The organism is Herbiconiux moechotypicola, assembly GCF_024979255.1.
Taxonomy (GTDB): domain Bacteria; phylum Actinomycetota; class Actinomycetes; order Actinomycetales; family Microbacteriaceae; genus Herbiconiux; species Herbiconiux moechotypicola.
This window is the reverse complement of the sequence record NZ_JANLCN010000003.1, coordinates 350,436-374,455: the sequence shown is the minus strand read 5'-3', so window position 1 is coordinate 374,455 and position 24,020 is coordinate 350,436. Positions and strand designations below refer to the sequence as shown.

38 protein-coding genes, 1 tRNA gene and 1 pseudogene are annotated in these 24,020 nt (G+C 68.3%); 1 reads left to right on the top strand and 39 read right to left on the bottom strand.

Annotated features, from left to right (window positions below):
• Positions 1-47: 47 nt before the first annotated feature.
• The 39 genes and pseudogenes from N1031_RS06955 to N1031_RS06765 all read right to left on the bottom strand — a co-directional run bounded on the left by N1031_RS06955 (position 48) and on the right by N1031_RS06765 (position 22,601).
• Positions 48-845 carry a phage tail family protein gene (locus N1031_RS06955; RefSeq protein ID WP_259478876.1) on the bottom strand — a complete coding sequence of 266 codons (798 nt, stop codon included), beginning with the start codon at positions 843-845 and terminating at the stop codon, positions 48-50.
• Positions 846-3,149, bottom strand: coding sequence for a phage tail protein (locus N1031_RS06950; protein ID WP_259478875.1), 2,304 nt, complete (start codon positions 3,147-3,149; stop codon positions 846-848).
• 365 nt (positions 3,150-3,514) lie between these two features.
• Positions 3,515-3,784 (bottom strand): hypothetical protein, encoded by a 270-nt coding sequence (locus N1031_RS06945; RefSeq protein WP_259478874.1) that lies wholly within the window; start codon positions 3,782-3,784, stop codon positions 3,515-3,517.
• A gap of 93 nt (positions 3,785-3,877) precedes the next feature.
• Positions 3,878-4,420 carry a phage tail tube protein gene (locus N1031_RS06940; RefSeq protein ID WP_259478873.1) on the bottom strand — a complete coding sequence of 181 codons (543 nt, stop codon included), beginning with the start codon at positions 4,418-4,420 and terminating at the stop codon, positions 3,878-3,880.
• 16 nt (positions 4,421-4,436) lie between these two features.
• Entirely contained in the window at positions 4,437-4,646 is a 210-nt protein-coding gene (locus tag N1031_RS06935) for a hypothetical protein (RefSeq protein WP_259478872.1), read from the bottom strand.
• 212 nt (positions 4,647-4,858) lie between these two features.
• Positions 4,859-5,149 carry a hypothetical protein gene (locus N1031_RS06930; protein ID WP_259478871.1) on the bottom strand — a complete coding sequence of 97 codons (291 nt, stop codon included), beginning with the start codon at positions 5,147-5,149 and terminating at the stop codon, positions 4,859-4,861.
• The gene (locus N1031_RS06925) at positions 5,142-5,501 is read right to left on the bottom strand and encodes a head-tail adaptor protein (RefSeq protein WP_259478870.1); all 360 of its coding nucleotides are present in this window, start codon (positions 5,499-5,501) and stop codon (positions 5,142-5,144) included. The genes N1031_RS06930 and N1031_RS06925 overlap by 8 nt, the downstream gene beginning before the upstream one ends.
• A gap of 100 nt (positions 5,502-5,601) precedes the next feature.
• On the bottom strand, positions 5,602-6,000 hold the full coding sequence (locus N1031_RS06920; RefSeq protein ID WP_259478869.1) for a hypothetical protein: 399 nt from the start codon (positions 5,998-6,000) through the stop codon (positions 5,602-5,604).
• A 58-nt stretch (positions 6,001-6,058) separates the two neighbouring features.
• Positions 6,059-7,042, bottom strand: coding sequence for a phage major capsid protein (locus N1031_RS06915; protein WP_259478868.1), 984 nt, complete (start codon positions 7,040-7,042; stop codon positions 6,059-6,061).
• A gap of 40 nt (positions 7,043-7,082) precedes the next feature.
• Complete coding sequence (locus tag N1031_RS06910; protein ID WP_259478867.1) at positions 7,083-7,607, bottom strand: hypothetical protein; 525 nt, start codon at positions 7,605-7,607, stop codon at positions 7,083-7,085.
• Positions 7,608-7,713: 106 nt separating this feature from the next.
• Positions 7,714-8,457 (bottom strand): VG15 protein, encoded by a 744-nt coding sequence (locus N1031_RS06905; protein WP_259478866.1) that lies wholly within the window; start codon positions 8,455-8,457, stop codon positions 7,714-7,716.
• Positions 8,458-8,470: 13 nt separating this feature from the next.
• The gene (locus N1031_RS06900; protein WP_259478865.1) at positions 8,471-9,994 is read right to left on the bottom strand and encodes a phage portal protein; all 1,524 of its coding nucleotides are present in this window, start codon (positions 9,992-9,994) and stop codon (positions 8,471-8,473) included.
• Positions 9,995-10,016: 22 nt separating this feature from the next.
• Complete coding sequence (locus tag N1031_RS06895; protein WP_259478864.1) at positions 10,017-11,708, bottom strand: terminase large subunit domain-containing protein; 1,692 nt, start codon at positions 11,706-11,708, stop codon at positions 10,017-10,019.
• A 25-nt stretch (positions 11,709-11,733) separates the two neighbouring features.
• Positions 11,734-12,582, bottom strand: a complete 849-nt coding sequence (locus N1031_RS06890) for a hypothetical protein (protein WP_259478863.1) — start codon at positions 12,580-12,582, stop codon at positions 11,734-11,736.
• A gap of 13 nt (positions 12,583-12,595) precedes the next feature.
• Positions 12,596-13,033, bottom strand: a complete 438-nt coding sequence (locus N1031_RS06885) for a phage terminase small subunit (RefSeq protein ID WP_259478862.1) — start codon at positions 13,031-13,033, stop codon at positions 12,596-12,598.
• Between the two features lie 50 nt (positions 13,034-13,083).
• Positions 13,084-13,539, bottom strand: a complete 456-nt coding sequence (locus tag N1031_RS06880) for a hypothetical protein (RefSeq protein ID WP_259478861.1) — start codon at positions 13,537-13,539, stop codon at positions 13,084-13,086.
• 591 nt (positions 13,540-14,130) lie between these two features.
• Positions 14,131-14,204 (bottom strand) — tRNA-Trp (locus N1031_RS06875).
• A gap of 109 nt (positions 14,205-14,313) precedes the next feature.
• Entirely contained in the window at positions 14,314-14,724 is a 411-nt protein-coding gene (locus tag N1031_RS06870) for a beta-sandwich lipoprotein (RefSeq protein ID WP_259478860.1), read from the bottom strand.
• Positions 14,725-15,028: 304 nt separating this feature from the next.
• Entirely contained in the window at positions 15,029-15,274 is a 246-nt protein-coding gene (locus N1031_RS06865) for a hypothetical protein (protein ID WP_259478859.1), read from the bottom strand.
• A complete protein-coding gene (locus N1031_RS06860; protein WP_259478858.1) occupies positions 15,271-15,603 on the bottom strand; it encodes a hypothetical protein in 333 nt (110 codons plus the stop codon). The genes N1031_RS06865 and N1031_RS06860 overlap by 4 nt, the downstream gene beginning before the upstream one ends.
• On the bottom strand, positions 15,603-15,773 hold the full coding sequence (locus N1031_RS06855) for a hypothetical protein (protein WP_259478857.1): 171 nt from the start codon (positions 15,771-15,773) through the stop codon (positions 15,603-15,605). Before N1031_RS06855 ends, N1031_RS06860 begins: the two co-directional genes overlap by 1 nt.
• Before the next feature lie 20 nt (positions 15,774-15,793).
• Complete coding sequence (locus N1031_RS06850) at positions 15,794-16,444, bottom strand: DNA polymerase III subunit beta family protein (protein WP_259478856.1); 651 nt, start codon at positions 16,442-16,444, stop codon at positions 15,794-15,796.
• Between the two features lie 134 nt (positions 16,445-16,578).
• A pseudogene (locus N1031_RS06845) lies at positions 16,579-16,915 on the bottom strand (RtcB family protein); the annotation flags it as partial.
• Positions 16,916-17,245: 330 nt separating this feature from the next.
• Positions 17,246-17,497 carry a hypothetical protein gene (locus N1031_RS06840; protein ID WP_259478855.1) on the bottom strand — a complete coding sequence of 84 codons (252 nt, stop codon included), beginning with the start codon at positions 17,495-17,497 and terminating at the stop codon, positions 17,246-17,248.
• A gap of 84 nt (positions 17,498-17,581) precedes the next feature.
• Positions 17,582-17,902 carry a hypothetical protein gene (locus N1031_RS06835; RefSeq protein ID WP_259478854.1) on the bottom strand — a complete coding sequence of 107 codons (321 nt, stop codon included), beginning with the start codon at positions 17,900-17,902 and terminating at the stop codon, positions 17,582-17,584.
• 113 nt (positions 17,903-18,015) lie between these two features.
• Positions 18,016-18,348: a hypothetical protein gene (locus tag N1031_RS06830; protein WP_259478853.1), complete on the bottom strand. Its 333-nt coding sequence runs from the start codon at positions 18,346-18,348 to the stop codon at positions 18,016-18,018.
• Positions 18,345-18,647, bottom strand: coding sequence for a hypothetical protein (locus tag N1031_RS06825; RefSeq protein WP_259478852.1), 303 nt, complete (start codon positions 18,645-18,647; stop codon positions 18,345-18,347). Before N1031_RS06825 ends, N1031_RS06830 begins: the two co-directional genes overlap by 4 nt.
• 14 nt (positions 18,648-18,661) lie before the next feature.
• Positions 18,662-18,787 (bottom strand): hypothetical protein, encoded by a 126-nt coding sequence (locus N1031_RS06820; protein ID WP_259478851.1) that lies wholly within the window; start codon positions 18,785-18,787, stop codon positions 18,662-18,664.
• Positions 18,784-19,077 carry a hypothetical protein gene (locus N1031_RS06815; RefSeq protein WP_259478850.1) on the bottom strand — a complete coding sequence of 98 codons (294 nt, stop codon included), beginning with the start codon at positions 19,075-19,077 and terminating at the stop codon, positions 18,784-18,786. Before N1031_RS06815 ends, N1031_RS06820 begins: the two co-directional genes overlap by 4 nt.
• Positions 19,074-19,343, bottom strand: a complete 270-nt coding sequence (locus N1031_RS06810; protein ID WP_259478849.1) for a hypothetical protein — start codon at positions 19,341-19,343, stop codon at positions 19,074-19,076. Before N1031_RS06810 ends, N1031_RS06815 begins: the two co-directional genes overlap by 4 nt.
• Positions 19,340-19,825: a hypothetical protein gene (locus tag N1031_RS06805; protein ID WP_259478848.1), complete on the bottom strand. Its 486-nt coding sequence runs from the start codon at positions 19,823-19,825 to the stop codon at positions 19,340-19,342. The genes N1031_RS06810 and N1031_RS06805 overlap by 4 nt, the downstream gene beginning before the upstream one ends.
• 3 nt (positions 19,826-19,828) lie before the next feature.
• Positions 19,829-20,221 carry a hypothetical protein gene (locus N1031_RS06800; protein WP_259478847.1) on the bottom strand — a complete coding sequence of 131 codons (393 nt, stop codon included), beginning with the start codon at positions 20,219-20,221 and terminating at the stop codon, positions 19,829-19,831.
• Positions 20,218-20,580 (bottom strand): hypothetical protein, encoded by a 363-nt coding sequence (locus N1031_RS06795; protein WP_259478846.1) that lies wholly within the window; start codon positions 20,578-20,580, stop codon positions 20,218-20,220. Before N1031_RS06795 ends, N1031_RS06800 begins: the two co-directional genes overlap by 4 nt.
• A gap of 2 nt (positions 20,581-20,582) precedes the next feature.
• Positions 20,583-20,849, bottom strand: a complete 267-nt coding sequence (locus N1031_RS06790; RefSeq protein WP_259478845.1) for a hypothetical protein — start codon at positions 20,847-20,849, stop codon at positions 20,583-20,585.
• A gap of 198 nt (positions 20,850-21,047) precedes the next feature.
• Positions 21,048-21,200 carry a hypothetical protein gene (locus tag N1031_RS06785; RefSeq protein ID WP_259478844.1) on the bottom strand — a complete coding sequence of 51 codons (153 nt, stop codon included), beginning with the start codon at positions 21,198-21,200 and terminating at the stop codon, positions 21,048-21,050.
• Positions 21,197-21,400 (bottom strand): hypothetical protein, encoded by a 204-nt coding sequence (locus N1031_RS06780; protein ID WP_259478843.1) that lies wholly within the window; start codon positions 21,398-21,400, stop codon positions 21,197-21,199. Before N1031_RS06780 ends, N1031_RS06785 begins: the two co-directional genes overlap by 4 nt.
• Positions 21,397-21,723 carry a hypothetical protein gene (locus N1031_RS06775; protein ID WP_259478842.1) on the bottom strand — a complete coding sequence of 109 codons (327 nt, stop codon included), beginning with the start codon at positions 21,721-21,723 and terminating at the stop codon, positions 21,397-21,399. Before N1031_RS06775 ends, N1031_RS06780 begins: the two co-directional genes overlap by 4 nt.
• A gap of 192 nt (positions 21,724-21,915) precedes the next feature.
• Positions 21,916-22,425 carry a hypothetical protein gene (locus N1031_RS06770; protein WP_259478841.1) on the bottom strand — a complete coding sequence of 170 codons (510 nt, stop codon included), beginning with the start codon at positions 22,423-22,425 and terminating at the stop codon, positions 21,916-21,918.
• On the bottom strand, positions 22,422-22,601 hold the full coding sequence (locus N1031_RS06765) for a helix-turn-helix domain-containing protein (RefSeq protein ID WP_259478840.1): 180 nt from the start codon (positions 22,599-22,601) through the stop codon (positions 22,422-22,424). Before N1031_RS06765 ends, N1031_RS06770 begins: the two co-directional genes overlap by 4 nt.
• Positions 22,602-22,707: 106 nt before the next feature.
• Between N1031_RS06765 and N1031_RS06760 the strand changes: the two genes are divergently transcribed.
• Positions 22,708-23,871 carry a tyrosine-type recombinase/integrase gene (locus tag N1031_RS06760; RefSeq protein WP_259478839.1) on the top strand — a complete coding sequence of 388 codons (1,164 nt, stop codon included), beginning with the start codon at positions 22,708-22,710 and terminating at the stop codon, positions 23,869-23,871.
• The last annotated feature ends 149 nt before the right edge of the window (positions 23,872-24,020 follow it).

The window sequence follows — 24,020 nt, the reverse complement described above, 5'->3', positions numbered from 1 at the left end:
TGCGCCTGACTGGAGGTCGCAGATCCAGAAGGAGTAGATAGCGCCTCCTAGGCGAAGGCGTCGGTCGCTCGGACTGACGCGGTGAGGGCGTTCCCGTTGGCGTCGAAGGTGATCTCCGAGCCCGGGCCGGGGGCGATGCTGAAGGGGTAGGCGGAGATGATTCCGCCGATGACCCGCGTACCGTTGACGGTCAGGGCGCCGGTCTCGACGTCAACCTCGTGGACGTCGCCAGCAGCGAGGGGGCGGGAGACGATGATCGAGCGACCGCCCGGGCCATGAATGCCGTAGTTGTCGGTGCTCGTCCCGGTGACGCGGACGACAGCGGGGCCGGGGACCGAGCCCTCCTGCTTGACGCGCGAGGGCACCGCCGAAAGGGCTACGGGGGCGCGGCGGACGCCGTACTTCCGAGGGTCCGGGGCGAAGAGCTGGATCTGCCAGTCGGCCTCCGTGGAGGACTCGCCGCGGGTGACGAATCGTGTCGTCGCGGCGAGGCCGACGAGGGCCCAGCGAGTGGCTCCACCGTGGGTGACGGCGAGCTTCGTGTAGCTGCCATCGATCAGCGCGGCGGAGAGCCGGTCGCCGAGCCGGCGGAGCGCCTCGGGGGAGGCCGCGACGGCGACGCCGCCCAAGCGGATCATGCGCGAGTCGACGGTGCCGGGGAGGGCGTAGCCGCCGGCCGCGCGCGGGAACTTGATGGTCTCGCGGACGAGTTCGGTTCCGCCCTCCCAGCCGTCGTAGCCGCCCGGACCGATGACCAGTTGGGGGTCAGGGGTCCGGGCCGGGGTGCCTACGAAGCGGAGGCCGAGGGCGGGGAGCTCGGCGACGAGGTCGGCCGGGTGGGCCATCTAGCCTCCTAGTTTCAGATCGAAATCGAGCTCGCGCTTGGCGGCCTTTCCGATCGCCTCCTCGGACATGCCGGGGGCGGGGTGGACGTGGATCTCAGCGCCGGCCCTCTCGTCGGCCGATCGGTTCGCCGCGGTAGACGGGTCGATCGGCGGGGACCGGAAGGCGGTCGCGGAGGAGATATCCGGGTCGACCTCGGCGCCCTTGGGGAGCCGGAGCAGCTCGGGGCCGCGCTCGCCGACGAGGACCGTTCCGCTGCGGGTGACGGTGCCACCGTTGGCGAGGCCGGGGATGAGCGGGATCTCCGGGATACCGACGGCTCCGGTGATGGAGTTGACGCCGCCGATGAGGCCGTTCACTATGTCGATGAGGCCGTTCAGGGCGCCCTTAGCCATCTCTCCGATGCCGTTCCAGATCCCTTCGAAGATCTGGACGATCCCGCCCCAGGCCTTCTCCCAGTCGCCCGTGAAGACGCCGGTCAGGAACTCGATCAGCCCGCCGAGGACGTCGGTCAGGACGCCGATCGCGGGGGTGAGGACGGCGCCGATCGAGTCGGCGACTCCGGTCAGGATTGGCTCCAGGGCCTCGATGATCGGGGTCAGGAGAGGGCCGATGATGCCGATCAGCGCCGTGAAGAGGTCGATGAGCGGTTGCAGGATGACCATCACCAGATCGAGCAGCGGCGTCACCAGCGCGAGGATCGGCTCCAGGATCTTGATGATCGGGCCGAGGAGCGCGGTGAAGAGCCCAATGAGCGGGGTGAGGATCGCGCCCGTGAGCTGGATGAGCGGAGCGACCAGCTTCAGCACCGCGGAGACCAGGGGCATGATGCCCGAGATCAGCGGCGAGACAACGCCGAGGATCGTCCCGAGCGCCTCGGCGACCATGGAGATGACCGGGGTCAGTGACGACAGCACCGAGCCGAGGACGCCGCCGAGGACGGTGGCGATCTCGACGATCACCGGCATGAGCGCTTCGATCGTCGTCGACAGCGAGCCGGAGAAGATCGCGATAAGTCGGTTCACGACAGGGACGAAGGCCTGGAGGGCCGCGCCGAGGGTGCCGGTGAGGGTCTGCGCGAGCGAGGTCAGCACCGGAAGGATGCTGGTCAGCGCGGTACCGAGAGCCCCGCCCAGGGTCGACGCCAGTTGGGCGACCATCGCCGCGACCTGAGGGAGGATCGGGGTGATCGCCTGGAGGAGCAGCGAGAAGGGCGAGAACGACGTCCAGAGCTGGACGAGCTGCGGGAGGAGCGCGGCGAAGACGGGGGCCAGCGGAGCGAGGGCCGCCTGGAACGAGGTCCCGATCGTCGCGAACATCGGACCGAACGAGTCGAAGATCGGACGGAGGGTGTTCGCCATCCGCTCCATGAAGCCGGGGAAGCCCGAGGAGGTGACGTCGCCGTCGTTCGCTCGCCACGCGGCGCCGAAAGCGGTGATGCCGCCGATCGCCTCGTTCACGAACGAGGTCGTCGACTCGATCGCTGGCCCGAGAACGGAGATAAGGACCCCGGCGGCGGCTGAAGCGGCAGGGAGGAAGGCCTCGCCGAGCTTGGTCTTCCCGTCCTGCCACATGGCGTTGAGGACCTGCTGTTTATGGGCGAGGGTGTCGGCCTCGCGGGCGAAGTTGCCGTGAGCATCCGCCGTCTGCTCCATGATCAGGGCGATCGTGGCGGCCTGGTTGGCCTCCTGGCTGAGGGCTCCGCCGACCTTCTGGAAGCCGAGTTCGGCTGCCTTCGCGTCGACTCGGGCCTGGTTCAGCGAGACGCCGTAGCGCTCGATCGGGTCGCGTTCGCCCTTCAGGGCGGCGGACAGCGCGTCGACAGCGTCGCGGGTGGTGCCGCCGAACATCGACGACAGGTCGGCGCCGAGGCCGATCAGCTCGTTCGTCTTCGGTGCGAGCTGGTCCATGGCGGTGCCGCCGTTTTTGAGCTGTGCACCGATGAGGGTTCCGAGCTCGTTGAACTCGTTTTTCGTGAGTCCGACGTCGGTCGCGGCCGACTGGGACCACTCGTGCATCTGCCCGGCGCTGCCCTTGAAGACGGCGTCAATGGCGCCGACGGACTGCTCCAGGTCGGCCGCTCCGGCGATCACGCTCTTGACGAAGCCGCCTGCGGCGCTGAGGCCGAGTTCGGCCATCTTGCCGATGAGGAAGCCGCCGGCCGTCCCGACGAGGGTCTGGCCGAGGGTGTTACCGCCGGAGACGCCAGCGGAGCGCATGGCTGGGGCGACGCCCTGCGTGAGCTTGGACCCCATGCCCTTCAGCGACGGGATGACGTCGAGGGTGGCGTATCCGATGTTCGTCAAGGGCGGGCGCTCCTAGGGGGTCGGGCGCCCCGTTTCCTGGGCGCGGAGACGCGACCGCTGCGCTTCGAGGCGCGCGCGAAGATCGCTGTAGCGCTGGCTCTTCGACGGCTGCGGTCTGTTCGGGTGCGGGCGCCCGGTGAGTGCGTGGAAGACGTCCGCCATCACGAGGGCCTCGACGGTCCAGCCCTTCAGGTCCGAGAACCGGACTGCGGTCCCGGAATCGGCAGGAAGGCGGTGGATGAGGACCGAGAGGCGGCGGAGGGACAGCTCGCCGCGCCAGTAGTCCGCGAGGTCGACCCCGTAGAAGCGCTGGAGATCGGCTTCTAGGAGGTCGGACTCTTCGCGGAGCAGGCGGGCGAGCCCGGTCAGTTTCCCGAGACGCCGGCCGCCTTCTGGATGGCGATCACGAAGTCGTTCAGCTCGCCGATCTTCGGCTTCGTTGCCCGGAAGATCTCGTGCTGGTCGTCGCCGAGGACGCCTTGGATGAACGACGCGAAGCGGCCGTTTTCGAGGGCGAGGAGGAGCTCGTAGCTCCATTCGGTGGTCGGGTCGATGAGGTAGTCGACGCCGCTGTAGGAGAAGGGGATGCGCTCACCGAGGGCTTCGGCGGCGGCGGGGGTCTTACGTGTAGCCATACTGGTTAGCTCCTTAGCGCGGGTGGGGAGGGGTGCGCGGGTGTGGGAGGGACGGAGTAGCGCCCCGCGCGAGCGCTACTCCGTCGGTCTGGGTCAGGCGGGGTCGGTCTCCACGGTGTGGAAGAGGACGCCCTCCTCGTCGGGGAAGATCACGACGGTGATCTCGTAGACGGTGGGCTCGGTCTCGGACTCCTTGATCTCGCCGATCTCGGACACCTCGGCGACGCCGTATCGGCGCTTGGTCTTCGCTCCGTCGCGGAGTTCGAAGCCGACGAGGAACTTCTCGATCGTCGGGACCTTCACGGTGCCGGTGCGGACGCCTGCAGTCGTGGTGCGGGTCGACCCGGGGTTGACCAGGCGGAACGTGGTCGGGTTGTCCTCCAGCGCGACGAACTTCACGGTTCGCTTGTGCTTGGACTTGGTCCGGCGGAAGAGGAGGCCGCCCCAGGCGTAGTTCTCGGAGGTCTCGTCCTCGCGGCCCTCGGCGAAGCCCTCCTCGCCGTCGAGGAGGCCGACGGGGCTCCAATCGGAATCCCAGGGGGTGGTCAGGTCGGTGGGGCCTTCGGCGTCGAGGTCGAACGAGATGAAGACGTCGGCGCCCTGCCAGACTGCGGTGTTCTTTGCGTCGCCGGTCATGGCGTCACGCTCCGTTTCAGGGGGTCAGAAGGCGGGGGCGGAGCCGCGCCGTGAGGGTGGTGAATGCGAGGGGGAGTCCGTTGTCCGGGTCGCTGGTGGGGAGCGGGCCAGACACGGGAGAGAAGCCGCGGATCGTGTCGCTGGTCGCGGCGAGGAGCAAGGCCTCGATGAGGGTCGCGAGGGCGACGGCGAGGCCTTCGTCGCGGTGCCAGACGGAGATCTGCACGGAAGCTCGACCGTTCAGGCGAGCGTCACGGAGCGACCCGTTTGTGCGGACGCGGACGTAGGGGAGGGAGCGAGAGGTGTCGTCGCCGGGGAGAACGCGGGTTGACACGGTGACGTCGGCAGCCTCGGGTTCTGTGCGGCCGGCAAGCAGCATCCGAAGGAGGTCACGGGTGCTGAGCTGCGGGTCCGGGAAAGCGATCGGTACGTCGGTCACTAGTAGGCCCTGGCCTTCATCTCGATCCCGGCGTCGGTCGCGGCGCGGGCGAGGATGCCGTACTTCGCTTCGACGGCCATTCCGGCAGGGTGGGCGATGACCACGTTCGCGCCGACCCGGTCGGTGACGTCGCGCTCGTAGACCTCGATAGGCATCTCGACGCCGCGGCTGGTGGTGTGCTCGGCGCTGTCGGCGATCTTCTGGGCGACGTCGACCGTGAGGCTTCCGAGACTGGCCCATTTCAGAATCTCGCGGGCGCCGGCTGAGTCGATGCGTACCTTCTTAGCCATCGGTGGGCCTGCCCTTCGTGCGAGTCAGGGAGGCGACGGTGGTCGCCTTGACGATGAATCCGGTAGGTCGGGACGGTGGCCCGTCGACGCGCCAGACGAGGCCGTCGACCTCGACGCGGTCTTCCTCGGTGAGGTCGAAGACGCCACGGATGGTGAGGGTCGCTGTCTCGCTGGTGCTGCTGCCCGTGCTCGTCTCGTCCTCGTCGGCGTCCCGCGTCGAGAAGTCAGCGAAGGGGATGGCGGCTCGGACCGGGCTGGTCCAGCTTTCGACCGGATCACCGTAGGAGTCGGTCACGGTGCCCGGCCGGAGCCGGTAGACCGCGGGGCGTTTGCGGTAGCCGGTGAGGATCACTGAAAGAGGTCCTCCTCGGCGAGGAATGCGATCGGGTCGGAGTCTTCGTCCTTACCCGGGATGTAGACGGTCGTCCCGTCGACGATCACGGCGTCAGGGATCATGAGTCCTCGTAGGCGGTCAGGATGCGGACGGTACCGACAAAGCCGCCACGGCGGCCGGATGCGGCGCGGTGGACGAGGGCGATCTCTCGGCTGGTCAGGAAGACGCCGGAGGCGTCTGTGATGCCGACTGCGTGTCCCTCGACGGTTTCGGACGAGATCCCCTGCGGGTTCTCGAACTCGCGCCGCGCGGCCTTCAGTGCGACGAGAACCGCGACCGTCGGGGCGTCGGTTGCCCAGGCTGCGGCCAGGGTGTCTCGCACCTCGGCGAGGACGAGCGTCGCGGCGTCTTCGAGGGCGGCTTCCGCTCGAGATTTCTCCTCGCCCGCGAGTGACCCGGGAGCTACGCCTAGGCGCTTCTCCAGGAGGCTCAGGGCCGGGGGTAGAGGGTTCGCCATTCGGCCTCCCTAGAGGTCACCGTGGAGCGCCCGGCGAAGGACGCTCCACGGGATCGGGTCAGGCTGCGGTGTCGAGGTGGATCACGCCGCCGTTCGGGAGAGCGGTCGTGCTCACCGTGCGGGTGTCGTAGTCGCGCTCGATCTTGTAGGTCGGGAGGATGCCGACGCCCGAGAAGGTCGAGACGATCGAGCGGTCCTGGGTCTTCGTCGCGTCGTAGTCGCGGAGGTAGCGGAGCGAGAAGCCCTTCTCCGAGACCGAGGCGCCGAAGGAGGCACCGGCCGGGACCGCGGGGGCGCGGGTGACGAGGGTCACGGCGTCGCGGTGGAACGCCAGGATCTCGTCGGCCGGCACGCGGTTCGACTCGACGATGTTGAAGCCACGGATGCGGCCGACGCCACCCTCGCGGAGCGCCTCGCTGGAGGCGGACTCGCTCGCGTCGGTGATGGCCTTCGCGTCGAGCAGCGCGGCGTAGACCTCGGTACCCACGATCATCTGCATGCCCGACTGCGGGACGCCGTTGTCACGGAGCCACTTACGGATGCGGGTGATGTAGGGAATCGGGTTCGCCGGGTCGAAGACCACGACGTCCGGGTCGGTACCGGCGTCGGCGCCGTCGGGCTTGGTGAGCGTGGTCAGCGGCACCGCCAGGAGCGCGGTCGCGACCTTGTGCTCCAGCGAGTCCACGATGGCCTCGGCCTGGGGCTTCAGCACCTGCGCGGAGAAGTCGGTGAGGTTCAGCGTCAGGTCCGCCTCCGAGAGGCCGACGGCGCTGTAGTCGTGGGTCTTCGACAGGTTGACGGTGGTCGTGGCCTCGGCGATCTGATCGAGAACGATCGAGCTGGTCACGTCATCGACGGTGCGGGAGCGTGCGATGAGCGTGGTCGGCTGCTTGATCGCGATGGGTCGGCCGCCGGTGCCCTCACCGAGGAACTCGGAGACGTAGTTCTTCGACACGAGGGCCGAGAGCTCGCTGTCCTTCTGGACGAGGGAGGCCGCAACCTGGGCGACCTGGGGGGCGGTGTAGACGAAGGTGTTCGGCATGGGTATGCCCTTTCAGATGAGGAGGTCCGTGGAGGACGGGTTAGATGGACTTGCGCGCGGCGTCTGCGATGGCGTCCGGGTCGAACTCGACGGGGGCGTCGCCTCCGTGGCCGGGCTTCAGCGCGGGGGTGGGCATGCCAGGTGCCGGAGGTGTGACCTGCTGTTCGTCGGTCTTCTCGGCGGGCTTGACGGCGGCGAGCTTCTCGGCCTTCGCGAGAATGTCCTCTTCGGTGTCTCCGGAGAGGAACTCGACGAGGTCCTCGGGGATGGCGTGCTTCCGGAGAGCCCGCTCGATGTAGAGCTCGCGCCGCGCTGCGGCGGTCGCGCTCTGGGCGGCGGTGAGGTCGTCGGCGGCCTTCTGCTCGGCGGTCTTGCCCTCGTTCTCGCGCGCCTGGCGCTCGGACTTCAGGGTGTCTCGCTCGGTCGTGACGTCGGTGACCTTGGTCTGGAGGGCGGTCTTCTCGGCGCGGAGGTTCTGGATGAGGTTCCAGGCCTTCGCGGCGTCGAAGTCGTCGCCCCACGGCGGGGTCTGCGTCTGCTCGTCGGTCTTCGGTGCGTCTGGCATTTGTGTTGCGTCCTCCTGGGACGGGTCGAGGCACCGGACCTGCCGGGCCACTGGGGGTATGCGAAACGCCCCGAGCGGGTGCTCAGGGCGCGGGGTGAGATCTGGGTCAGGCGGCGAGGGCCTGAGCAAGGTCCGAGGTCGACTCGGCCATGCGCTCGCGGTAGGCGGTGCGGAAGTCGCTCGCGCCGGCCTCGTCGTAGAGGTCGCGGATCGCGCGAGCTTGGGGCGACCAGCCGTCGGCTCGGTCGAACACGGGACGGGCTGAGCAGCAGCATCCGTTGTGAGAGCGGAAGGTAGCTGTCGCCTCGGAGTACACGGGGCCTCGGCCGACGAGCATGGCGCAGAAGGAGCACGGCTTCCCGTCGCTCTCGCGAGCCCAGCCTTCGGCGTCGGTGTCGCGCTTGGTCAGGCCGATGATCGTCGCGCGTGAGGCGTCGAGTGTGAGTCGCTTCGCCGCTCGGAGGGTTGCGGCCTGCGCGACGGTCATTGCGACGTCGACCGGGACGCCCCGGGTCATCTGCTTCTTGACGTTCACTGGACCGTTGATGCGGAGGGCGGCGGTGGCGGCCTCGGTTGTGAGGATCGGCACGGCGATAGCCGGTGCGGGCGTGGTCAGTCCAGCGATGAGCTTGGACTGGGCGTAGAAGGTGCGGGCGGTCGCGGTGCTGCGGGAGCGGCCGGCGCGGATGAGGGGAAGGGTGAGTCGGACGAAGTCGGGGAAGGTAGCGTCGAGGCTGAGTGGGTCAAGGGTTCGGCCCCACGCCGACGACACCGCTCGCTGGATGGCGGCTTCGGCGCGCACCTGACGCACCATGTGGTCGCGGGAGAGGGCGGAGAGACGCTGGTCCATCCGCCCTCCTCACCTATGTCTGTTCGAGCTCCGACGCATCCGTCTGCGGGAGACGGAGCGACACCGGTACGGCGCCTGTGAAGGTCACACCCGTGAGGCCGACCTTCGAGGCGGCGCTGCTCGGCTCGACGCCGGCACGGATCAGCGAGCCGAGCGCGTCGGCCTGAGCCTTCACGCCGTCGGTGTCACCGGACGCGCTCTCAGTCGAGGCCGCCGTCTGGCGATCGAACTCGGCCGCGAGCTCGGCGATCGGGTCGGTCGTGTCGCGAAGGTCCCGCCAGCGGGCGATATCGCCGTCGGTGATGCCGGGGATCTGCTCCCAGAGCGCCTCAACGGGCACGGAGAGCATCGTCGCCATCTTGCCGAGCGCGTCGACCGTGGCGGCGAGTGCGCGCGCCTCGGTGTCGCGCCAGCGAACCTCGGCGCTCGTGTCGGCGGCGCCTGCGGAGTCACCGGCTGCTCGGGCGGCCAGGCGGAAGCCTGACTCCCAAGCCTCGCCGAAGAGGGTCTCGTACTCGCCGAGCTTGCGCTGCGTGGTGTCCTGCATCTGGGCCAGCGTCTCGGCATTCACGTTGACGAGGTCGCCGGTCATGATGTTGGGCGACACCTGGGAGATGGCGGCGAGCGTCTTCACGCCGGAGTCGTAGGCCGAGTGGTGGCCGGAGAGTTCCGTTTGGGCGAAGTCGCCGAAGCGCGCCTCGGCGTCCTCTGCAACCCATAGGCGGTTCACCGCGGCTTCGAAGGGCTCGACAGGCTCACCGGTCTCTTCGTCCTCGGGGATCGCGAGGCCGGTGGCCCAGCGCTGGCGGAAGGAGGCGTACTGGATCGCGATGAGAGTCGAAAAGACGATCTCGTTTACACGGTCCTGGAGGTTCAGGATGGGCCGGATTACTCCGGTGGCCTCGTCGTCCAGGCGGTCTCGGAAGCGCACGAATGGGGTCACGCCGAGGCCGTGGGCGTCAACGCGCGACTGGGTCCAGTTACCCTCCTTTGGCTTCGCGTAGGTGTAGCGGTTCGTGTTGTCGAAGAGTTCGACGAGCTGCGTTCCGTCGATCGTCTCCCCGCGGCGCCGGAAGGCGATCTCGGGGAACTCGTCGTCGTCGTCTCGGTACCAGGCGGCGCTCTTCAGGGGTGAGAGCGGGCGGAAGTACGGGGTGCGCCGTGCGCCAGCCTGACCGGGCAGGATGAGCGCGTAGCTGGTGCCGTACTCGATCGCACCGCGGTGGGCGATTGCCTGTCGGGCGTCGAGACCGTTCTCTTGCCAGTAGGTCCAGGGGCCCGCGTTGTCTCGGGTCTTCGCCGCGCGGTAACCGTCGACGAAGAGACCCTTCGCGTAGGTGTCGGACACCAGCGGTGTCCAGTTGGTGATCGCGACCTTCGCGAGGTGCGCGAACTCCTTCTTCGCCTTCTTCGGCATGTAGGGGAGATTGTGGTCACCCCTCAGGTAGCGCCGCACGAGGCCGAGGCGGCCGTCCTTGTCGAGGTCGGCGCGGAGCTGCTCGTCGAGCTTCTCGACGAGCTTCGCGTCTACAGCCAAAGGGTCGACCTCCAGGGTTCGGTTAGAAGCCGGCCACGCGGCCCGTGGGGCGGCGTCGCTTCTTCAGGGCGCCGTCCGCGAGTGCGCGGGTACGGGCCATGCGGGCGAGGATGAGGGCGGCGAGCGCGTCGACCTTCTTCGGAGACTCGCGGGTCTCCTTGCCGAAGCTGATTCCCCAGCGGTTCGGGCGGCGGCGAGCGTTCAGGACGTGGCGCTTCAGGACTTCGTCCGCGGCGATCGACCCGGCGCCGGGGCCGGCGATGAGGTCGTGCTTGCCCCAGGGGAGTTCGCCGTCGGTGATGGCGCGGTGGAGCGCCTCGGTCGATCGGGTGGTGTCCATCTGGTGGCCGCGCATGTCCCATCCGACGGCGTGACGGGTGGTGGCTTTCACGACGAGGCGCTCGGCGTACTCGTCGCGCCATGCGTCGACGTCGGTCTCCCAATAGGCGACGTCGGAGAAGAACGCGACGACGTCGAGGGTTGAGAAGGCGTGGTCCACGGCGTCGCGGACCTGGTCCTTCGGGACCTCCCAGCCTTGACCGGCGGGTCCTTCGGGCTTCTCCCAGATCGCCAGGAGGAAGGCCGCGCCGTCGGAGATGCGGCAGGCGACGAGGGCCGTGGAGTCGTCGGTCAGAGATCCGTCGAATCCGAGAGCGACCATGTCCCCGCCGGGTCGGCGGGCGTTGGGGTCGCCGAACGCGAGCGGGGCGAGATCCTGGCGCTCGTTCTTCGCCCACTCGGGCGGAGCTACCCACGAGTCGGCGGCGGCCACGATCTGGTTGAGGTAGAAGCGGCGAGCTTCCTCAGGGGGAGTGTCGGGGTCGTATACCTCGGAGAGAATGCGTTCGAGGTCGACCCAATAGGCGTCGCCGTATGCACACCGGAGGCCCTCCATGACGGAGCGCTCGTCGGCGAGGTCGACGGTGTCCGGAGCCTCGCGGCTGTCGTAGAGGACGCCGGTCGACTTCGACCGTCCTTCGACGATTGCACGCCACGCGAGATAGGAGGCCTCGGCAACGGACTCTTGTCCGGGCTCGTGAGCGTTCGTGGTCTCGATGGCGCGGGCGGCGCCGTCGCGCGACTTCGCGAGGTTGCGGCGGACGACTCGGGCGAGCTTTGCGCCGCCGTTCGTCTTCGTCCAGTGGTGCGTCTCGTCGAGGATCGCGAACGACGGCCGGGCGCCCTCCTGCGTCGCGGCGTTCGCGGTGATCATGATGATCTTGCCGCCGCCGGGGGCGAGGATGCGGGTCATCCCGACGTCGAGGCCGTAGTCGTCGACGAGTTCGGAGTCCTCGGCCATCGCTCGGATGGCGTCGAAGGTGTTTCGGGTCTGCTGCTCGGAGACACCCGCGATGACGATCCACGGCATCGGGTGGCGGATCGCGTCGGGCTCGCCGTTGTCGAGCCAGCCGCCGAAGCGGACAGGGCCGAGGAGCTCGGCGAGGGCGAGGGCGCCGAGGAACGGGGACTTGCCCCATCCCTTCGCGCGGCGGAGGACCGCTCGGCGGTAGGTGAAGCGACCGTTCCGGTCGAGGGCGTACCACCAGAGGATGAAGTTGAGTTGCTCGCGGGTGAAGCGGAAGGGCTCTCCGGCCTGGTCACCGTCGGGCTGGAGTAGATAGTCCTCGGTCCACGCGATGACGCCCCAGCCGAGGGTCGGGATGGACCCGTCGAGCGGGAACTCGGGGACGGAGACGACGGGGAGGAGGGCCAAGTCGGGACCTCCTCGGCGTTGTCGGTTAGAGGCCGTCCTTGTCGAAGCCGACCTTCGTGCCGGGGTAGTTCTTCCAGAAGGCCTGCCACTGGGCGGTCACGAGCTGCGACCCGAATCGGTCGCGCGGGGACGAGAGCTTGTCGTTCGTCGGCTTCAAGCCGTAGACGATCGCGTGCGCAACGACGGCGGCGTCGACGTCCTGCTGGGCGTTGAGCTTCACGGCGGTGCCATCGGGGTAGATGAGCGCGGTCGCGACCGTGTTCTGGCTCTCTGCGACGTAGTTCCGGACGATGGTCGCGGTCTTCGTCGCGTCGTCCGAGGTGGCGATGGTCGTCAGGATGGCCGAGAGGACGTCCTTCAGGTCTTCGATGTTTGCCAAGAGAATGTCCTCGTCTGTCAGGGCGGGAGAAATCGGGGTGTAGCCGCCGGATGCGTAGGCGGAGAGGTCGACCTGCGAGTCGAACCGAATCGCGGAGTGCCAGGACTCAGACGCAATCGTGTTGATCATCCCGACCATGCGGAGGATGCGGGTCCGGGCGCTCATGTCTGAGGTGTTCGAGTCGATCGCTTTACCCTGCGTGTGCTCGCTCGCGTAGGGGCCAAGGGCGGGGTTCGCGGCGGAGGGGGTCTCGCCGCGGAGGTAGCGACCCCACTGGTACCAGACCGTGGACCGGCCGGACTGGGTGTTGGCCGCCGAGGTGGCGTAGCGGTCGGAGGGGACTCCGTAGGGGCGCCCGGCCTCGTTGAGGAGGATTCGGATGCCCTCGGCGCGGATGTGCTCGAAGGCCCAGCGCACGCGGGGGAGCAGGTCACCCGCGGGGTCGAAGAGCCCGCCTTCCCACTCGATCAGGCCGTTTCCGTCGACCATTCCCATGCGGTGGCTCCTTCTAGGTCGTCTCGCCGCGAAGGCGCGCGTGAGCGTCGGCCCGCGTGGCGAGCTGGAGAACGGGGGCGGTGTGGCCGGAGGACTCGGGCTCGGCGATGCGGATCTTCGCCCGGAGGCGGTCGACGTAGAGGGCGCCGAGGCGCTCTTCGTTGAGCCGGATCTCAGACAGGGCGGCGGCCGACGGGCGCCGGAAGTTGGAGTCGACGAGCGGGGCGAGTAGTTCGAGCCGGAGCCAGTCGGTTTCCTCGAAGAGCTGGGCCTGGGGCGAGCGGCGCCACGTGTCGTGCCACGCGATTGTCCGCTGGTCGTAGAGCTCGGCGCTGGGGAGTGGGCGTCCTCGGACTTCGCCGTCGCGCTTGACCTCGACGACGTCGGCCTTTCGGCGCTTGGTGTCGCGGTCGCGCTGGTGTTGCTCCTTGGGGAGGGGGCCGGCGGCCATGGGCCCTCCTTCGGGTCTGACAAACGCTGTGCGAATTGTTGGCGGGCGAGCTAGCTTTCGGTGGCCGTGGAGCGCTGGAGGGCGGCAGCGAGCGCCTGCGCGAGCCCAGGACGGGCGAGCGGGTTGGCCCGGTAATAGCGCTCGTTCTCGACTTCGATTTGCTCGGCGCGGACGGTCTCGACGGCGAGCATGGCTCGGTCGATTCGCGCGTGCCGCTCCGTGTGCGTCGCGCTATACCGAACGAGGAACGGCTTCGCCGGGTCCGGTGTCTTGCGGTCGACCTCGATCGTTATGCCACCGAGGTCTGGCTTCTTCGCCTCGCCGCGCCAGTTTCGGCGACTGAAGTACCAATAGGAGCCGACGAGCGCGCGCTCTGCCCGATCGAAGAGGTCGGGGGCGGCATTCCGACGACCGCGGGCGTGGTCATTGCCGGGGCGGGCCTGGCCTGTGGCGGGTCGAGGCTCAGTCAATTTGTTCGAAACCTCCGTCTTGTGGCGATTTTTCAAAACCCTCAGACTTGCGCGCTGGTGAAGGCGCTATGCCGAACCGGACGGGGCCGATGGGGGCGGGAGAGGGTCTACCCCCACCCCTGACGCGGGTTGCACCCGTTTTCAGAGGGAGCCCGGATGCCGCTCGGGCTCTCGGCTCTGGCGCGCTCGCGGGCGGCGCGAGGACACGCCCTCGGCGCTGCTCTTGCGCGCGTGGTGCCAGCGGCAGAGCGCCTGTAGGTTGTCGAGCTCGTGGTCGTCGCCATGGACGATGTGGTCCACCTGGTTCGCTGGGGCGCCGCACTGGATACCCGCTGAGTCTCGGGCTTGGCACCGGTAGGCGTCGCGGCGGAGCACCCTCATGCGGCGCTTTGCCCAGTCCCCGGGGAGCCGCTCGGCGCGAGCGCTTCGATCCTCAGACCACACTCGGCGCCTCCTGGAGGGCATGACAAAGAGGCCCTTCGGCGGCTCTTCCGGATTGAGTCCAGAGTCAGCGGCCGAAGGGCCTCGGGCCGGGGAGGCGTCGTCGCCTCGACCTCGGCGGTCGGATGGGTTCACGGGCAGGCGGAAGCGGACCGGCGCGTGACGCGGCCTTACTGCCTACCCTCGCGGGGCGGGATGGACTCGAACCACCATCTCGCGGCTTTGGAGGCCGCTGCTCTCACCAATTGAGCTACCGCCCCGATGACCTGTCTACGGCCGCCTCCGGTATGGGTTGGAGCGCGGGGCGCGAGGACAGGGCTAAGAGCTTCCCTACATGAGGAGGGGGCCAGGGTTACGCCGAATCGGGCGCTACTGGTCGCCCGTCTGGACGTCGAGGTCGGGTAGGAGGTTCTCCGGCTTGATGATGAATCGGTAGTGGTAGACACTGACGTCGATCGGGTCGAGCTGCTCGACGGTCACGATCGCGTTGTCGCCGGGGACGAGGAAGTTCTTCTTGTACTGGTCCTCGCCCACCTTGCAGGTCACCTCTACGGCGCCGGCCAGGAACGAGTCGGCGGTCTCGACCGAGCATCGGCCCTCGACCACCACCATCTCGCGGTCGGTGATTCCGTTGATGAACGTGATCTGGCGCTGGACTTCGAACTGCTCGGCGGCCGTCGAGAGGTTCTCGGAGGCGCGGTCGGCGTCCGAGGTACACCCGGCCAGGAGGCCCGCTCCGAGCGCTCCGAGGAGGCCGAGGGCGGCGATTCGTTTCTTCATATGAGTCCTTCGGTCTGGAGGGCGTCTGCCCTCTTACGGTCTGCGAGAGCGGCGCAAACCCGGCAGTAGCGCCGGAGGCCGCTCCTCTCTCTGGAGTCTCGGGAGAAGGCCGAGACGGGCTTGGTCAGGTGGCAGCGGGAGCAATCGCGGCCACCGCGGCGGAGGCGCCATTCGCGGCGAGCGAGGGCGCTGGCGATCAACGTCCCCCGCTCGTCGTCGTACTTCGCTGCGATCGAGGCGATCGTGGCCTCAGCGGTCACGCCCCGGCGTCGAAGATGACCGCGGTTTCGGTCATGCCGATCTCCTAACGCGCCGAGAGCTTGCGGACGGGCTTCTGGGTCTTCGCCTCGACCACCGCGGCGCCGATGACGGCGAAGATGAAGACGAGGAAGATGATCGCGAGGGTCGTCGCGATGCCGATCAGGAACGGAGAGGCGACGAGCACCCACGACCAGGCGGCCAGGGGGCCCGCCAGCTTCAGGACGGCGAGGACGATCGAGACGAGGAGGCCGAGGCCAACCAGTCCGATCCCTCCGGAGGAGTTGCTCATTCGATGGGTCCTTTCGAGAGGTTGTCGGGAGCGTCAAGCGAGGCGCGCTCCTCGGGGGTGAGGATGAGGTCGTCGGGAATTTCGAGGACGGGTGGAGGTGGGGTCTGCCGGACGAGTTCGAAGAGGGCGATCCGGCCGGCGGTGTAGCCGACGGCGGAGCCGCGGGTGGCGTCGATGTAGTCGGCAATCGAGCGGAGAAGCTGGTTCCACGCGGGCTCGACGTGCTCGGTCCCGGCGATGCCTTGCCAGGGGTAGCGCTTCTCTCGGCGTGCCGGGTCGGCCCTGAGCCTTGCGACGTGCTGCTCGACGGTGACCGTGGGCTCTGCCACTAGTCGCGGACGGCGACGCCGCCGAGCTGCCGGGCAACGGCGTTCGCGGTGGCGAATCCGTCGAACTTCTGCGGGGCCCCGTTGCGGAGGCGGGCGAGGATCTCCCCGGCGTAGGTCTTCACGCTCCACTTGACGGAGTCGCGGCCGGAGTAGCGCTTCTTGGTTACCACGGTGAGGGTCCTTTCGGGGGTCAGCGGAGGAGGATGTGGGGCTGGAGCAGGTACTCGATCGAGCCGCCCGCGCCGAAGTCCCGAGTCGCGTAGATCGGGCCGGGCTTTGTGGAGCTCGCGCCCTTCATGAAGCGGAGCTTTGGGATCTTTCGGTCCGGATCGGTGTTCCGAGACGCGTAGGCCGGGTGGTCGAGCTTGGCGAAGTCGGCGAGCCAGTCGGCCCGGAAGCTGATCTCTCCTATCTCGCCGAATGCGTCCTCATCTGCCGGAAACAGTCGTGCAACGGGCGGGTAGTTGCCCTTCGCGACGAGGCCTTTCTGCGAGACGCCGGCCTGGTCGCACGAGAGACTTACTACGTCTCCGTCGGTCTCGATCGAGACGCCGTCAGGGATCGGGAGGAGCTTCGCGCGCTTCACGGCGGAGGCGAAGTCCTGGAGGAGCTTGGCCGGGATCAAGGCGTCAATGTCGGTGAAGGTCGCCTGTTCGCCGGTCGGGATGATCGTCACGCGAGCGACTCGGTAGCGGTCCGTGGCAATGGCGACGAGCTGGCCGCTGGACGCTTTGAGGTGGACAGCCTGGATCACGGGAGTCACGCCGTCCTTCGACGCCGCGACGGCGACGGACGCGACCGCGGCGAGCGCCGACGTGCTGAGGGTGAGAGTTTCGGACAAGGGGCCGAGCTCCTTTCGTAGGGGTCGGAGTAGGAGGGGGCCAGGAGAGGCGGGCTGCTCAGATACGGGAGAAGCCCCCTCCGAGGTGGAGAGGGCCTTCTGAAGCCGAGGGCTTATATCCGCCGGAATGAAGCTCAGCCCTTCACGCAGAGCACGGTCTGAAGGTGCTCGACGACGTCCACGAGGTCGCGCTGTGCGGCGATGACCCCGTGAATGTCCTTGTAGGCGCCGGGGATCTCGTCGACCACGCCTGCGTCCTTCCGGGACTCGATGCCCGCGGTCTGCTCGACGAGGTCGTCGACCGTGAAGGCCCGCTTCGCGGCGCTCCGGCTCATCTTCCGGCCGGCGCCGTGCGAGGCGCTCTGGAAGCTTGCCGGGTTTCCGAGGCCGCGGACGATGTAGGAGCCTGTGCCCATGCTGCCCGGGATGAGGGCGAGGTCGCCCTTTGCCCGCTCGGATCGCGCCCTGCTCCAGAACGACGAAGGTCGGCCGGTCGAGATAGGCGTAGGCGAGCGCGCGGAGGGCGTCGACGGATTTGGTAGTCGCCGCGGTCGATGGCTGCGAGCACCTCGTCGAGAGCGGCTCGGCCCGCCCCCTTCCCCGCCACAGAGAAGGTCTGACACGGCGGTTCCTCGATGCTGAGACGCTGGCATGCGACGCCCCACCCGGTCCCGGCGAAGAGGTCGAGGGCGATGAGAGATCGAGTCATACCGGAGGAGGGGGCCGAGGCCTCTCCGGCTGCTCATAAACGCCGAAAGGCCCCCTCCGGTGAAGGAGAGGGCCACTTAGCCGGCTTGGCAGCTACTCGACGATCATCCGCATGGTGCCGTTCCAGCGAGCGAAGCAGGCGTTAGCTGCCTCGCGGGCGGCTGCCTCGGTCCGCTCGACCTTCCAGGTCACCGAGCGGCGGTCGGCATCACGCTTGAGCATGTGAACGAAGTCGACGATGTAGATCGTCTTGCCGGTGTAGGCAACCTTGCGGAAGATGCTGACGCGGGTCGAGCTGTCGGCGGTGAGGGCGGTAGCGATGAGCTGGCTGCTGTTCTTCGTCATGTCAGCAGTCTATCAACGTGAGACGTCTCACGCAAGATGAAATGCAAAAGAGACCCCACTCCGAAGAGAAGGGCCTCTGGTCGGTCACCGCCAGCCCATTTTGCGGCGAGCATCGGCCAGGCCAGTGAGGCTGTCGAAGCCGTCACGGCTGATCTCCCGCCAGGCTAGAACCTCGCGATGGGTCATCCGCGCGTTGTCACCGGACACGGGGGCGCCGAGCGTTACGTACAACATGGGCCGGTCGCCCTCGTCGAGCTTCACGAACGCGCCGTTCATCTCGGGGCCGCTGAGACCCGGGCTGTACGTGAAGCCGGTGGTGACGCCGCGCTGGCCGCCGATGTAGCAGGTGCAGCCGGCGACCTCGGTGTAGAGCGGGTCTGTGGTGGCCTCGGCGGTCTCGGTCATCGGTGTTGGCTCCTTCCGCCCCGGCGGGGCATGGTTCGAGAATACTAACGTGAGACGTCTCACGCAAGACGCAAAGCAAAAGAGGCCCCTCTCCGAAGAGAAGGGCCTCTCAGCTAGTCGGACGACAGCCCGACGGGTGGATCGGTGGACGGGACGAAGTCCGGCCAGGTGCGGCGACCGACCTGGAGGTCCGCCGCGTACTCGCGCGCGAAGGACTCGCTCAGGAAGACCAGCGACCGGCCGGTCGAGGTCTCCCGGAGCGACCACCCGAAGGCGCCCGGGAGCACCTGGTAGGGCGGCGCCGGAGGGATGAGCCCGAGGTCGCCGAGGACGGCGGTCAGGCCGGCGCGGACGCCGCGGCGGACCTCGCCCCGGGCGTCAGCTTCCATCTCGGCATCGAGGAAGATCGACGAGAGGCGATCGAGGTCCGGCTCTGGTGAGGTCATAGGCGGATCTCCTCCGGGGTCCCGGTCTGAACGTGGTGACCCGGCGCGTAGTGGATCGGTCTACCATCGAGGATCTCGCGGGCACGATCGTGCAGGTCGCCGCGCTCGCGGCTCGCATACTCGAAGCCGGTCACCCGGTCTCGGATGACGTGCATCCCGAACTTGCTCACGAAATACTCGAACCGCGCGGGCTCGCCCTCCAGCTCGGACGCGACCTCGCGGAGTGCCTTTGCCAGGGCCTCGCGGACGGCCTTGCCGAGCGCTTCGGCGTCGAGCCGGGGCACGACGTCGATCGTCACGGTCCCGAGCCCCGTCACGGGGTCACCCCCGGATCGGACGGGCTCCCGAGGAGGAGCAGCCCACCGAGGAGGAAGGCGCCGATGATGGCGACCGAGGCGGCCAGCGCGAGGGCGCCGCGGAGGGAGTCTCGGCGGCTCACGAGGTCTGGTCCTGGAGCGAGCCGAACCGCCGCTCGGACTCCTCCGTCGGGAAGCCGTACAGCGTGGGAGCTGTGCCGTCGAGGAGCTTCGCCACGGCGGCCTCGGCGAGGTCCTCGCGGCTCCTCGGGAACGGGTAGGCAACCTCGCGGACGTGATCGATGACCAGCGTTGCGCCCTGGCGGTACTCGATCTCGAAGTCGGCCGGCGGGTCGACCGGGACGAAGGCCCGGCCGCGGTGCGTGCGGGAGGCGGGGCTGAAGAGAGACTTCAGGCGGGCGAGGAGGGTCACGGTGTCACCTCCGAGACGAGGCGGCGGAGGGTGTAGCGACCGAGGGCCTGAAGGAGTGTCAGCGTGTAGCCTCGGCGGACGAGGCGCTGGAGCGTGCGCCCGCCGAGGTAGAGGAAGCCGGCCGAGCCGTAGGTCTCGACGCGGCCCTTCACGAGGGACTCGCCCTTCTCGGCCTGGACGAGGTCGCCCTCGCCGAAGGAGCGAACGGCGGCCGTGACGGCAGCGGGGGTGAGGATGGCCTCGCGGCGCTCGATCGAGGCGGTCATGCGGTCACCGCCGGGGTGAGCTCGACGAGCTCACGGCCGCCAGCCTGGGAGCGGATCTCGGCCTCGCTGATCCGTTGCGACCGGGCTCCGTCCCAGTTGAACGAGTACCACTCACCGCGCGTGCTGAGGGCGTAGATTACCCACCCGATCGGGTGGGCGCGGTGGGCCGTGTAGTAGCCCGGCTTCGTCGGAAGCGGGACGACGGCGCGCTCGACGACGCGGATCGAGAAGCCCGAGGCGACCAGGCGGCCGAAGCTCGCCGCGCTGCGGAAGTCGGCGACGTAGAGGTCGCCGCCGATACGCTCCTGGGCGCGGGCGGTGTGCTTCACCTCGCCCTTCGTGATCTCGACGAGGTCGCCCTTGCGGGCCGAGCCGGTGTAGGCGGGGGTGGCGATGATCGCGGGGCGGTCGAGGTAGTCGCAGAAGTAGCGCGACCCGATCGTCGAGTAGAGGTCGGTGGAGGAGAAGGGTTCGTAGGGCATCGGTCAGTCCTTTGCGATGGTGAGAGGGGAGAAGGGGAGGAAGGCGTGCGGACGGTAGTCCCGGGCCTCGTCGGAGTCGGGCAGGCGACCGCTCACGGTGACGAGGGACCAGGAGTCGTGCACGTCGAGGAGCCAGGCGTCGCCGTCTTTGTCCTGGTAGAGGCCGGGGGCGGTGGGGAGGCCGGGCGGGGGCGGTGCCAGGCGGACGAGCGGGCGGCTGCCGGGCTGGGGCGTACGGCGGGCGCTAGTGAGGTGGTCTCCCGGCTCGCCGTTCCAGACGACTTTCCAGCCGCGGTCGTCGAGGACGTAGATGATGCCCGTCTGGGGGCGCTCCGGCTGGGCGGTGTAGACCCCGTGCTCGGTCGGGAGTTCGACCTCGGCGAGTGTGGCGCTCATGAGGTGGTCTCCGGGACGAGGCGGGTGAAGGGGAGGTAGTTCTTGGGGTCGTCGACCAGCCCGTCGGGATCGGAGACATAGATCCACTTCTCGCCGCGCAGGCGCCAGAGGTCACCGTCGGCGTCCAGGTAGACGCCCTCCTCGGTCGGGAGCCCGGGGGCGAGGGAGTCGGGGGAGGTGACGCGGAGGATGGCCTTCGCGAACTCGGTGGCGGAGCCTTTGCGGAAGAACCTCGTGCCGACGTAGCCGACCGAGTACTGGGCGGAGGTCTCGCCGTAGAGGTGGAAGACGACGTCGTCGCCGACCTGGCTCACGACGATCTTCGCGTTACCGTCCTTCAGGGTTGCGATCTCGGTCATCCCTAAGCCGCCTTCCTGTTCAGGCGGCGGCTCGCCCTGGCCGCCTTGTTGCGACGGCGGCGGCGCATGACCTCGTCCGCCGGCACCGTCCCGGCGTAGACGTGCTTGCCGGTCCAGGTGAGAGCGAAGAGGATTCGTCGCTGGAATGAGTTGGAGGTGAGGCCCTGGGCTTCGGCGAGGCGGTCGGCCAGGGCGGCGCGCGGGCCGGTCACGGTGGCGACGCCGGAGGAGTCGACGACGAAGTCGACGGGCGGGGTGGGGGTATTCATGGGAGCACCTTTCGCTTGATGCGGAAGAAGAGGTTCTGGAGGGTGCTGATCGCGCCGTTCAGGGCATAGATCAGGTCGTCGACTGCGCCGATCACGGGAGCCCTCCGCCGGTGAGGAGGCCCGCGAGGAGCCCGAGGGTGAGACCGATGTAGTAGGCGAGAAGCGGGGAGAAGCCGCGATTCGGCGGCGGGAGGGCGGTCACGAGACGATCTCCACGGCGTCGGCGCGGAAGCGGGCGTCGCTCGGCATGCCCCACTCGACACCGGCCAGAGACTCGATGTAGACCGGCGCGTGGCCGTGGCCCTCGGCTTTCAGCGCGAGGAGCTTCAGGATGAGTTCGTCGAGGCTCACTCGAAGAACACCTCCTCGACGTCCTCCGGGTGGATGACCGCGGGGCGACCACGGCGGCCGGTCTGGAGGGTGTAGAGGGCCGGGTCCGTTGGATGCTTGGAGGGCACTCCGGTGAAGGTGCGGCCGTCGGTCTTGCGGATGGTGAGGGTCTGGCCCTCGATCGAGGCGGTCTCGATGAGCTGGGCGATTTCGTGGTTCACGAGGAGGGGGTCTCTTTCTGTCGGCTGGGTCGAGGTCGCGGCTTCGGCGCCTCGGCGGGGTCCGGTTCGGCCGGCGCCTGGACGTTGAGGGTGAAGGGCTCCGGCGGGGTGACGGCCGCTAGGATCTCGGCGATCGCCCGGTCCGTCTCGGCGCGCTGTTCGATCTGTGCGAGGAGGAGGTGGGCGATGGCCTGGAGGAGGACGGCAGGTTTCGCCTCGGAGTAGGGCGGCAGGTCCTCGGCGTATTCGAGAGCGAGGAGGCCGAGCTCCTTGTGGTCGATCGGCTCGGGCTCTTCAGCGGTGGCGGTGAGCGGTAGCGGCAATGAAGCGGCCCCCTTCTCTTCTGTCGGAATTTGTTTGGACAGATGAGGAGGGGGCCAGGAGGGGGCGGCTGCTCAAATTGATTTGGAATTGTTCGTGACGAAGTGACGGAAGTGACGGTGCTTCTCATTCCGGGCTATAGGAGAGAGACACTTAGAAGAGGAATGGAAGAGAGCGTCACTTCCGTCACTTCGTCACGAGGCGCACGTCCGCTCCCGCGCCAGCTCGGCGTCCAGCCCATCGCGGAGCTTGTCGAGAGCGCGGGCGTACTCGCGCTTGTTGCTCTGGTCGACGGCCGCGCGTATCTCCGGCGAGTCGGTGAGGAGCTGATAGGCCCACTCCCTCTCCGGGCGGCCAAGGATCCAGGAGATCGCCGCTTCGGCGTCCCCAACCCCGAACACCGTTCGTGTCATCGACCTATGACAGCGACGGCAGAGAAGCGCGTAGTTTAGCGGGTCGTCGTCCAGCGAGGGGTCCGCGGAGTGATCGACGAGGTGCGCCTTCTCCAAGAGGCCGCCGACGAGGTCCCACTCACTGAAGGAGTCGCCGAGCCGTTCCGCCGCGTCAGGGGTGGGGGTTCGCCAGCCACAACCGAAGCAGCCAGGCTCGCCGGGGTCCGCCCTCAGAAGTTCGAAGGGACACTCTTCTCCGAGCGTGGCCCATGCCTTCACGATTGACGAGTGTCGGATGTAGCGCCGGCTCACGATGCAACCTCTTCGAGCGAGTCGACGTAGCGAGCCAGGTCGGAGGTACGGATCCGGCGGCTCGATCCGATCTTGACCGAGGGGATCTGCCCGGCGGCCATGAGTTCGTAGATCGTCGAGCGACCGATCCCGAGTGACTTCGCCGCCTCGGTCGGCGTGATGAGCAGTGCGTCCATGGGGTTCTCCTTCTCTCTGGACTCGTGTGGACAGATGAGGAGGGGGCCAGACGGCCATGGCTGCTCAGGCACTTGCGTGAGTCGTTTTACGCTGTACGATTGACGCATGTCTGGGAAGAGAGCGAACGGTGACGGATCACTTCGGAAGCGGAGCGACGGCCGGTGGGAAAGCAGGTTCTCCTACATCGACGCTGCCACGGGAGAGACGAAGCGAGTCACCTCGTACGGGAGGACTCAGGCCGAGGCTCGGGCGCGCATGGCTGAGAAGCGGAAGCGTGTCGACGAGGGGAAGCCCGCGACGGATTCCGCGGTCAAGCTGGGGGCCTTCGCGGACTCCTGGGTGCGCTCCACGCTGGCCGCGTCCGGCAGGAAGGACTCCACCAAGGCGACCTACTCCACGCTGGCGCGGGGGTACCTCATGAAGGGGAAGATCGCCGAGGTACCCCTGGCCCGCCTTCGGGCGCGGGACGTCGAGGAGCTGCTACTCGCGATGCGAGCGGACGGTAAGGCCCCCAGCACCGTGCGTCAGGCCTACACGGTGCTCCGGGCGGTGCTCGACGCCGCGGTCCGAGACGGCGCCGTAGCGAAGAATGTCGCCGCTCAGGTCGGTAGGCCGGGGGTGCCACGCGTCGAGGCGCGGGCGCTAAGCGCGGCGGAGCTAGCCCGTCTCTTGTCAGCGATCGAGGGCGGCCCGTTCGAGGATCTAGTCCGGTTCCTCGCGCTGACGGGGCTGCGTCGCGGGGAGGCCCTCGCGCTGCGATGGTCGGCGGTGGATCTGGATCGGCGGGTGGCCCACATCCGGGGCACCCTCGGCCAGGCCGGGCGCGAGCCCGTGGTGTCCGAGCCTAAGTCCGCGAGGTCACGGCGCACCGTGGCCCTGTCGCCAACTGCAATCCAGATACTCCGAGGAGTCGAGGAGAAGCAACGGAGTGCCCGGGAGCGCGCTTGCGATCGATGGGTCGAGCGCGACTTCGTCTTCACTACCGCGGTCGGCTCGCCGCTCGACCCGCGCAATGCCTTGCGTGCCGTGCAGTCCGGCGCGCAAGCGGCAGGCCTGGAAGGTGAAGTAGGTCTTCACACTCTCCGGCACACGGCCGCGTCGATGATGCTCGCGGCGGGCGTGCCGATCACGGAAGTCTCGGCCATGCTCGGGCACTCGTCTATCGCCATCACCGGTGATATCTACGGGCATGTCACGCATGCCGGGCAGCGCTCAGCGGCAGACGTGCTTGCAGCGGCTTTGACCCCAACGCTGACCCCAACGCGATAACGCGAACGGCTGTGGAGGCTGTCGGACGCTGGTGGACGGGAATCAGGATTACTTGGGTGCTGACCAGGTATTCCGCTCCCGTCCACAAGCGTTCGAGCAGACCCGCTCGGAAGGGCTTGGGATAGCTGGGGGATAAGGGGTTTACCCCC

Coding starts and splice junctions, on each gene's coding strand:
- N1031_RS06910 (WP_259478867.1), bottom strand. CDS start 7,607: ATGCCAGACGCACCGAAGACCGACGAGCAGACGCAGACCCCGCCGTGG.
- N1031_RS06870 (WP_259478860.1), bottom strand. CDS start 14,724: ATGAAGAAACGAATCGCCGCCCTCGGCCTCCTCGGAGCGCTCGGAGCG.
- N1031_RS06945 (WP_259478874.1), bottom strand. CDS start 3,784: ATGGCTACACGTAAGACCCCCGCCGCCGCCGAAGCCCTCGGTGAGCGC.
- N1031_RS06940 (WP_259478873.1), bottom strand. CDS start 4,420: ATGACCGGCGACGCAAAGAACACCGCAGTCTGGCAGGGCGCCGACGTC.
- N1031_RS06955 (WP_259478876.1), bottom strand. CDS start 845: ATGGCCCACCCGGCCGACCTCGTCGCCGAGCTCCCCGCCCTCGGCCTC.
- N1031_RS06920 (WP_259478869.1), bottom strand. CDS start 6,000: ATGGCGAACCCTCTACCCCCGGCCCTGAGCCTCCTGGAGAAGCGCCTA.
- N1031_RS06905 (WP_259478866.1), bottom strand. CDS start 8,457: ATGGACCAGCGTCTCTCCGCCCTCTCCCGCGACCACATGGTGCGTCAG.
- N1031_RS06835 (WP_259478854.1), bottom strand. CDS start 17,902: ATGACCGAGACCGCCGAGGCCACCACAGACCCGCTCTACACCGAGGTC.
- N1031_RS06760 (WP_259478839.1), top strand. CDS start 22,708: ATGTCTGGGAAGAGAGCGAACGGTGACGGATCACTTCGGAAGCGGAGC.
- N1031_RS06790 (WP_259478845.1), bottom strand. CDS start 20,849: ATGAATACCCCCACCCCGCCCGTCGACTTCGTCGTCGACTCCTCCGGC.
- N1031_RS06930 (WP_259478871.1), bottom strand. CDS start 5,149: ATGGCTAAGAAGGTACGCATCGACTCAGCCGGCGCCCGCGAGATTCTG.
- N1031_RS06795 (WP_259478846.1), bottom strand. CDS start 20,580: ATGACCGAGATCGCAACCCTGAAGGACGGTAACGCGAAGATCGTCGTG.
- N1031_RS06805 (WP_259478848.1), bottom strand. CDS start 19,825: ATGCCCTACGAACCCTTCTCCTCCACCGACCTCTACTCGACGATCGGG.
- N1031_RS06830 (WP_259478853.1), bottom strand. CDS start 18,348: ATGACCTCACCAGAGCCGGACCTCGATCGCCTCTCGTCGATCTTCCTC.
- N1031_RS06890 (WP_259478863.1), bottom strand. CDS start 12,582: ATGGGAATGGTCGACGGAAACGGCCTGATCGAGTGGGAAGGCGGGCTC.
- N1031_RS06840 (WP_259478855.1), bottom strand. CDS start 17,497: ATGACGAAGAACAGCAGCCAGCTCATCGCTACCGCCCTCACCGCCGAC.
- N1031_RS06885 (WP_259478862.1), bottom strand. CDS start 13,033: ATGGCCGCCGGCCCCCTCCCCAAGGAGCAACACCAGCGCGACCGCGAC.
- N1031_RS06800 (WP_259478847.1), bottom strand. CDS start 20,221: ATGAGCGCCACACTCGCCGAGGTCGAACTCCCGACCGAGCACGGGGTC.
- N1031_RS06810 (WP_259478849.1), bottom strand. CDS start 19,343: ATGACCGCCTCGATCGAGCGCCGCGAGGCCATCCTCACCCCCGCTGCC.
- N1031_RS06765 (WP_259478840.1), bottom strand. CDS start 22,601: ATGGACGCACTGCTCATCACGCCGACCGAGGCGGCGAAGTCACTCGGG.
- N1031_RS06915 (WP_259478868.1), bottom strand. CDS start 7,042: ATGCCGAACACCTTCGTCTACACCGCCCCCCAGGTCGCCCAGGTTGCG.
- N1031_RS06865 (WP_259478859.1), bottom strand. CDS start 15,274: ATGAGCAACTCCTCCGGAGGGATCGGACTGGTTGGCCTCGGCCTCCTC.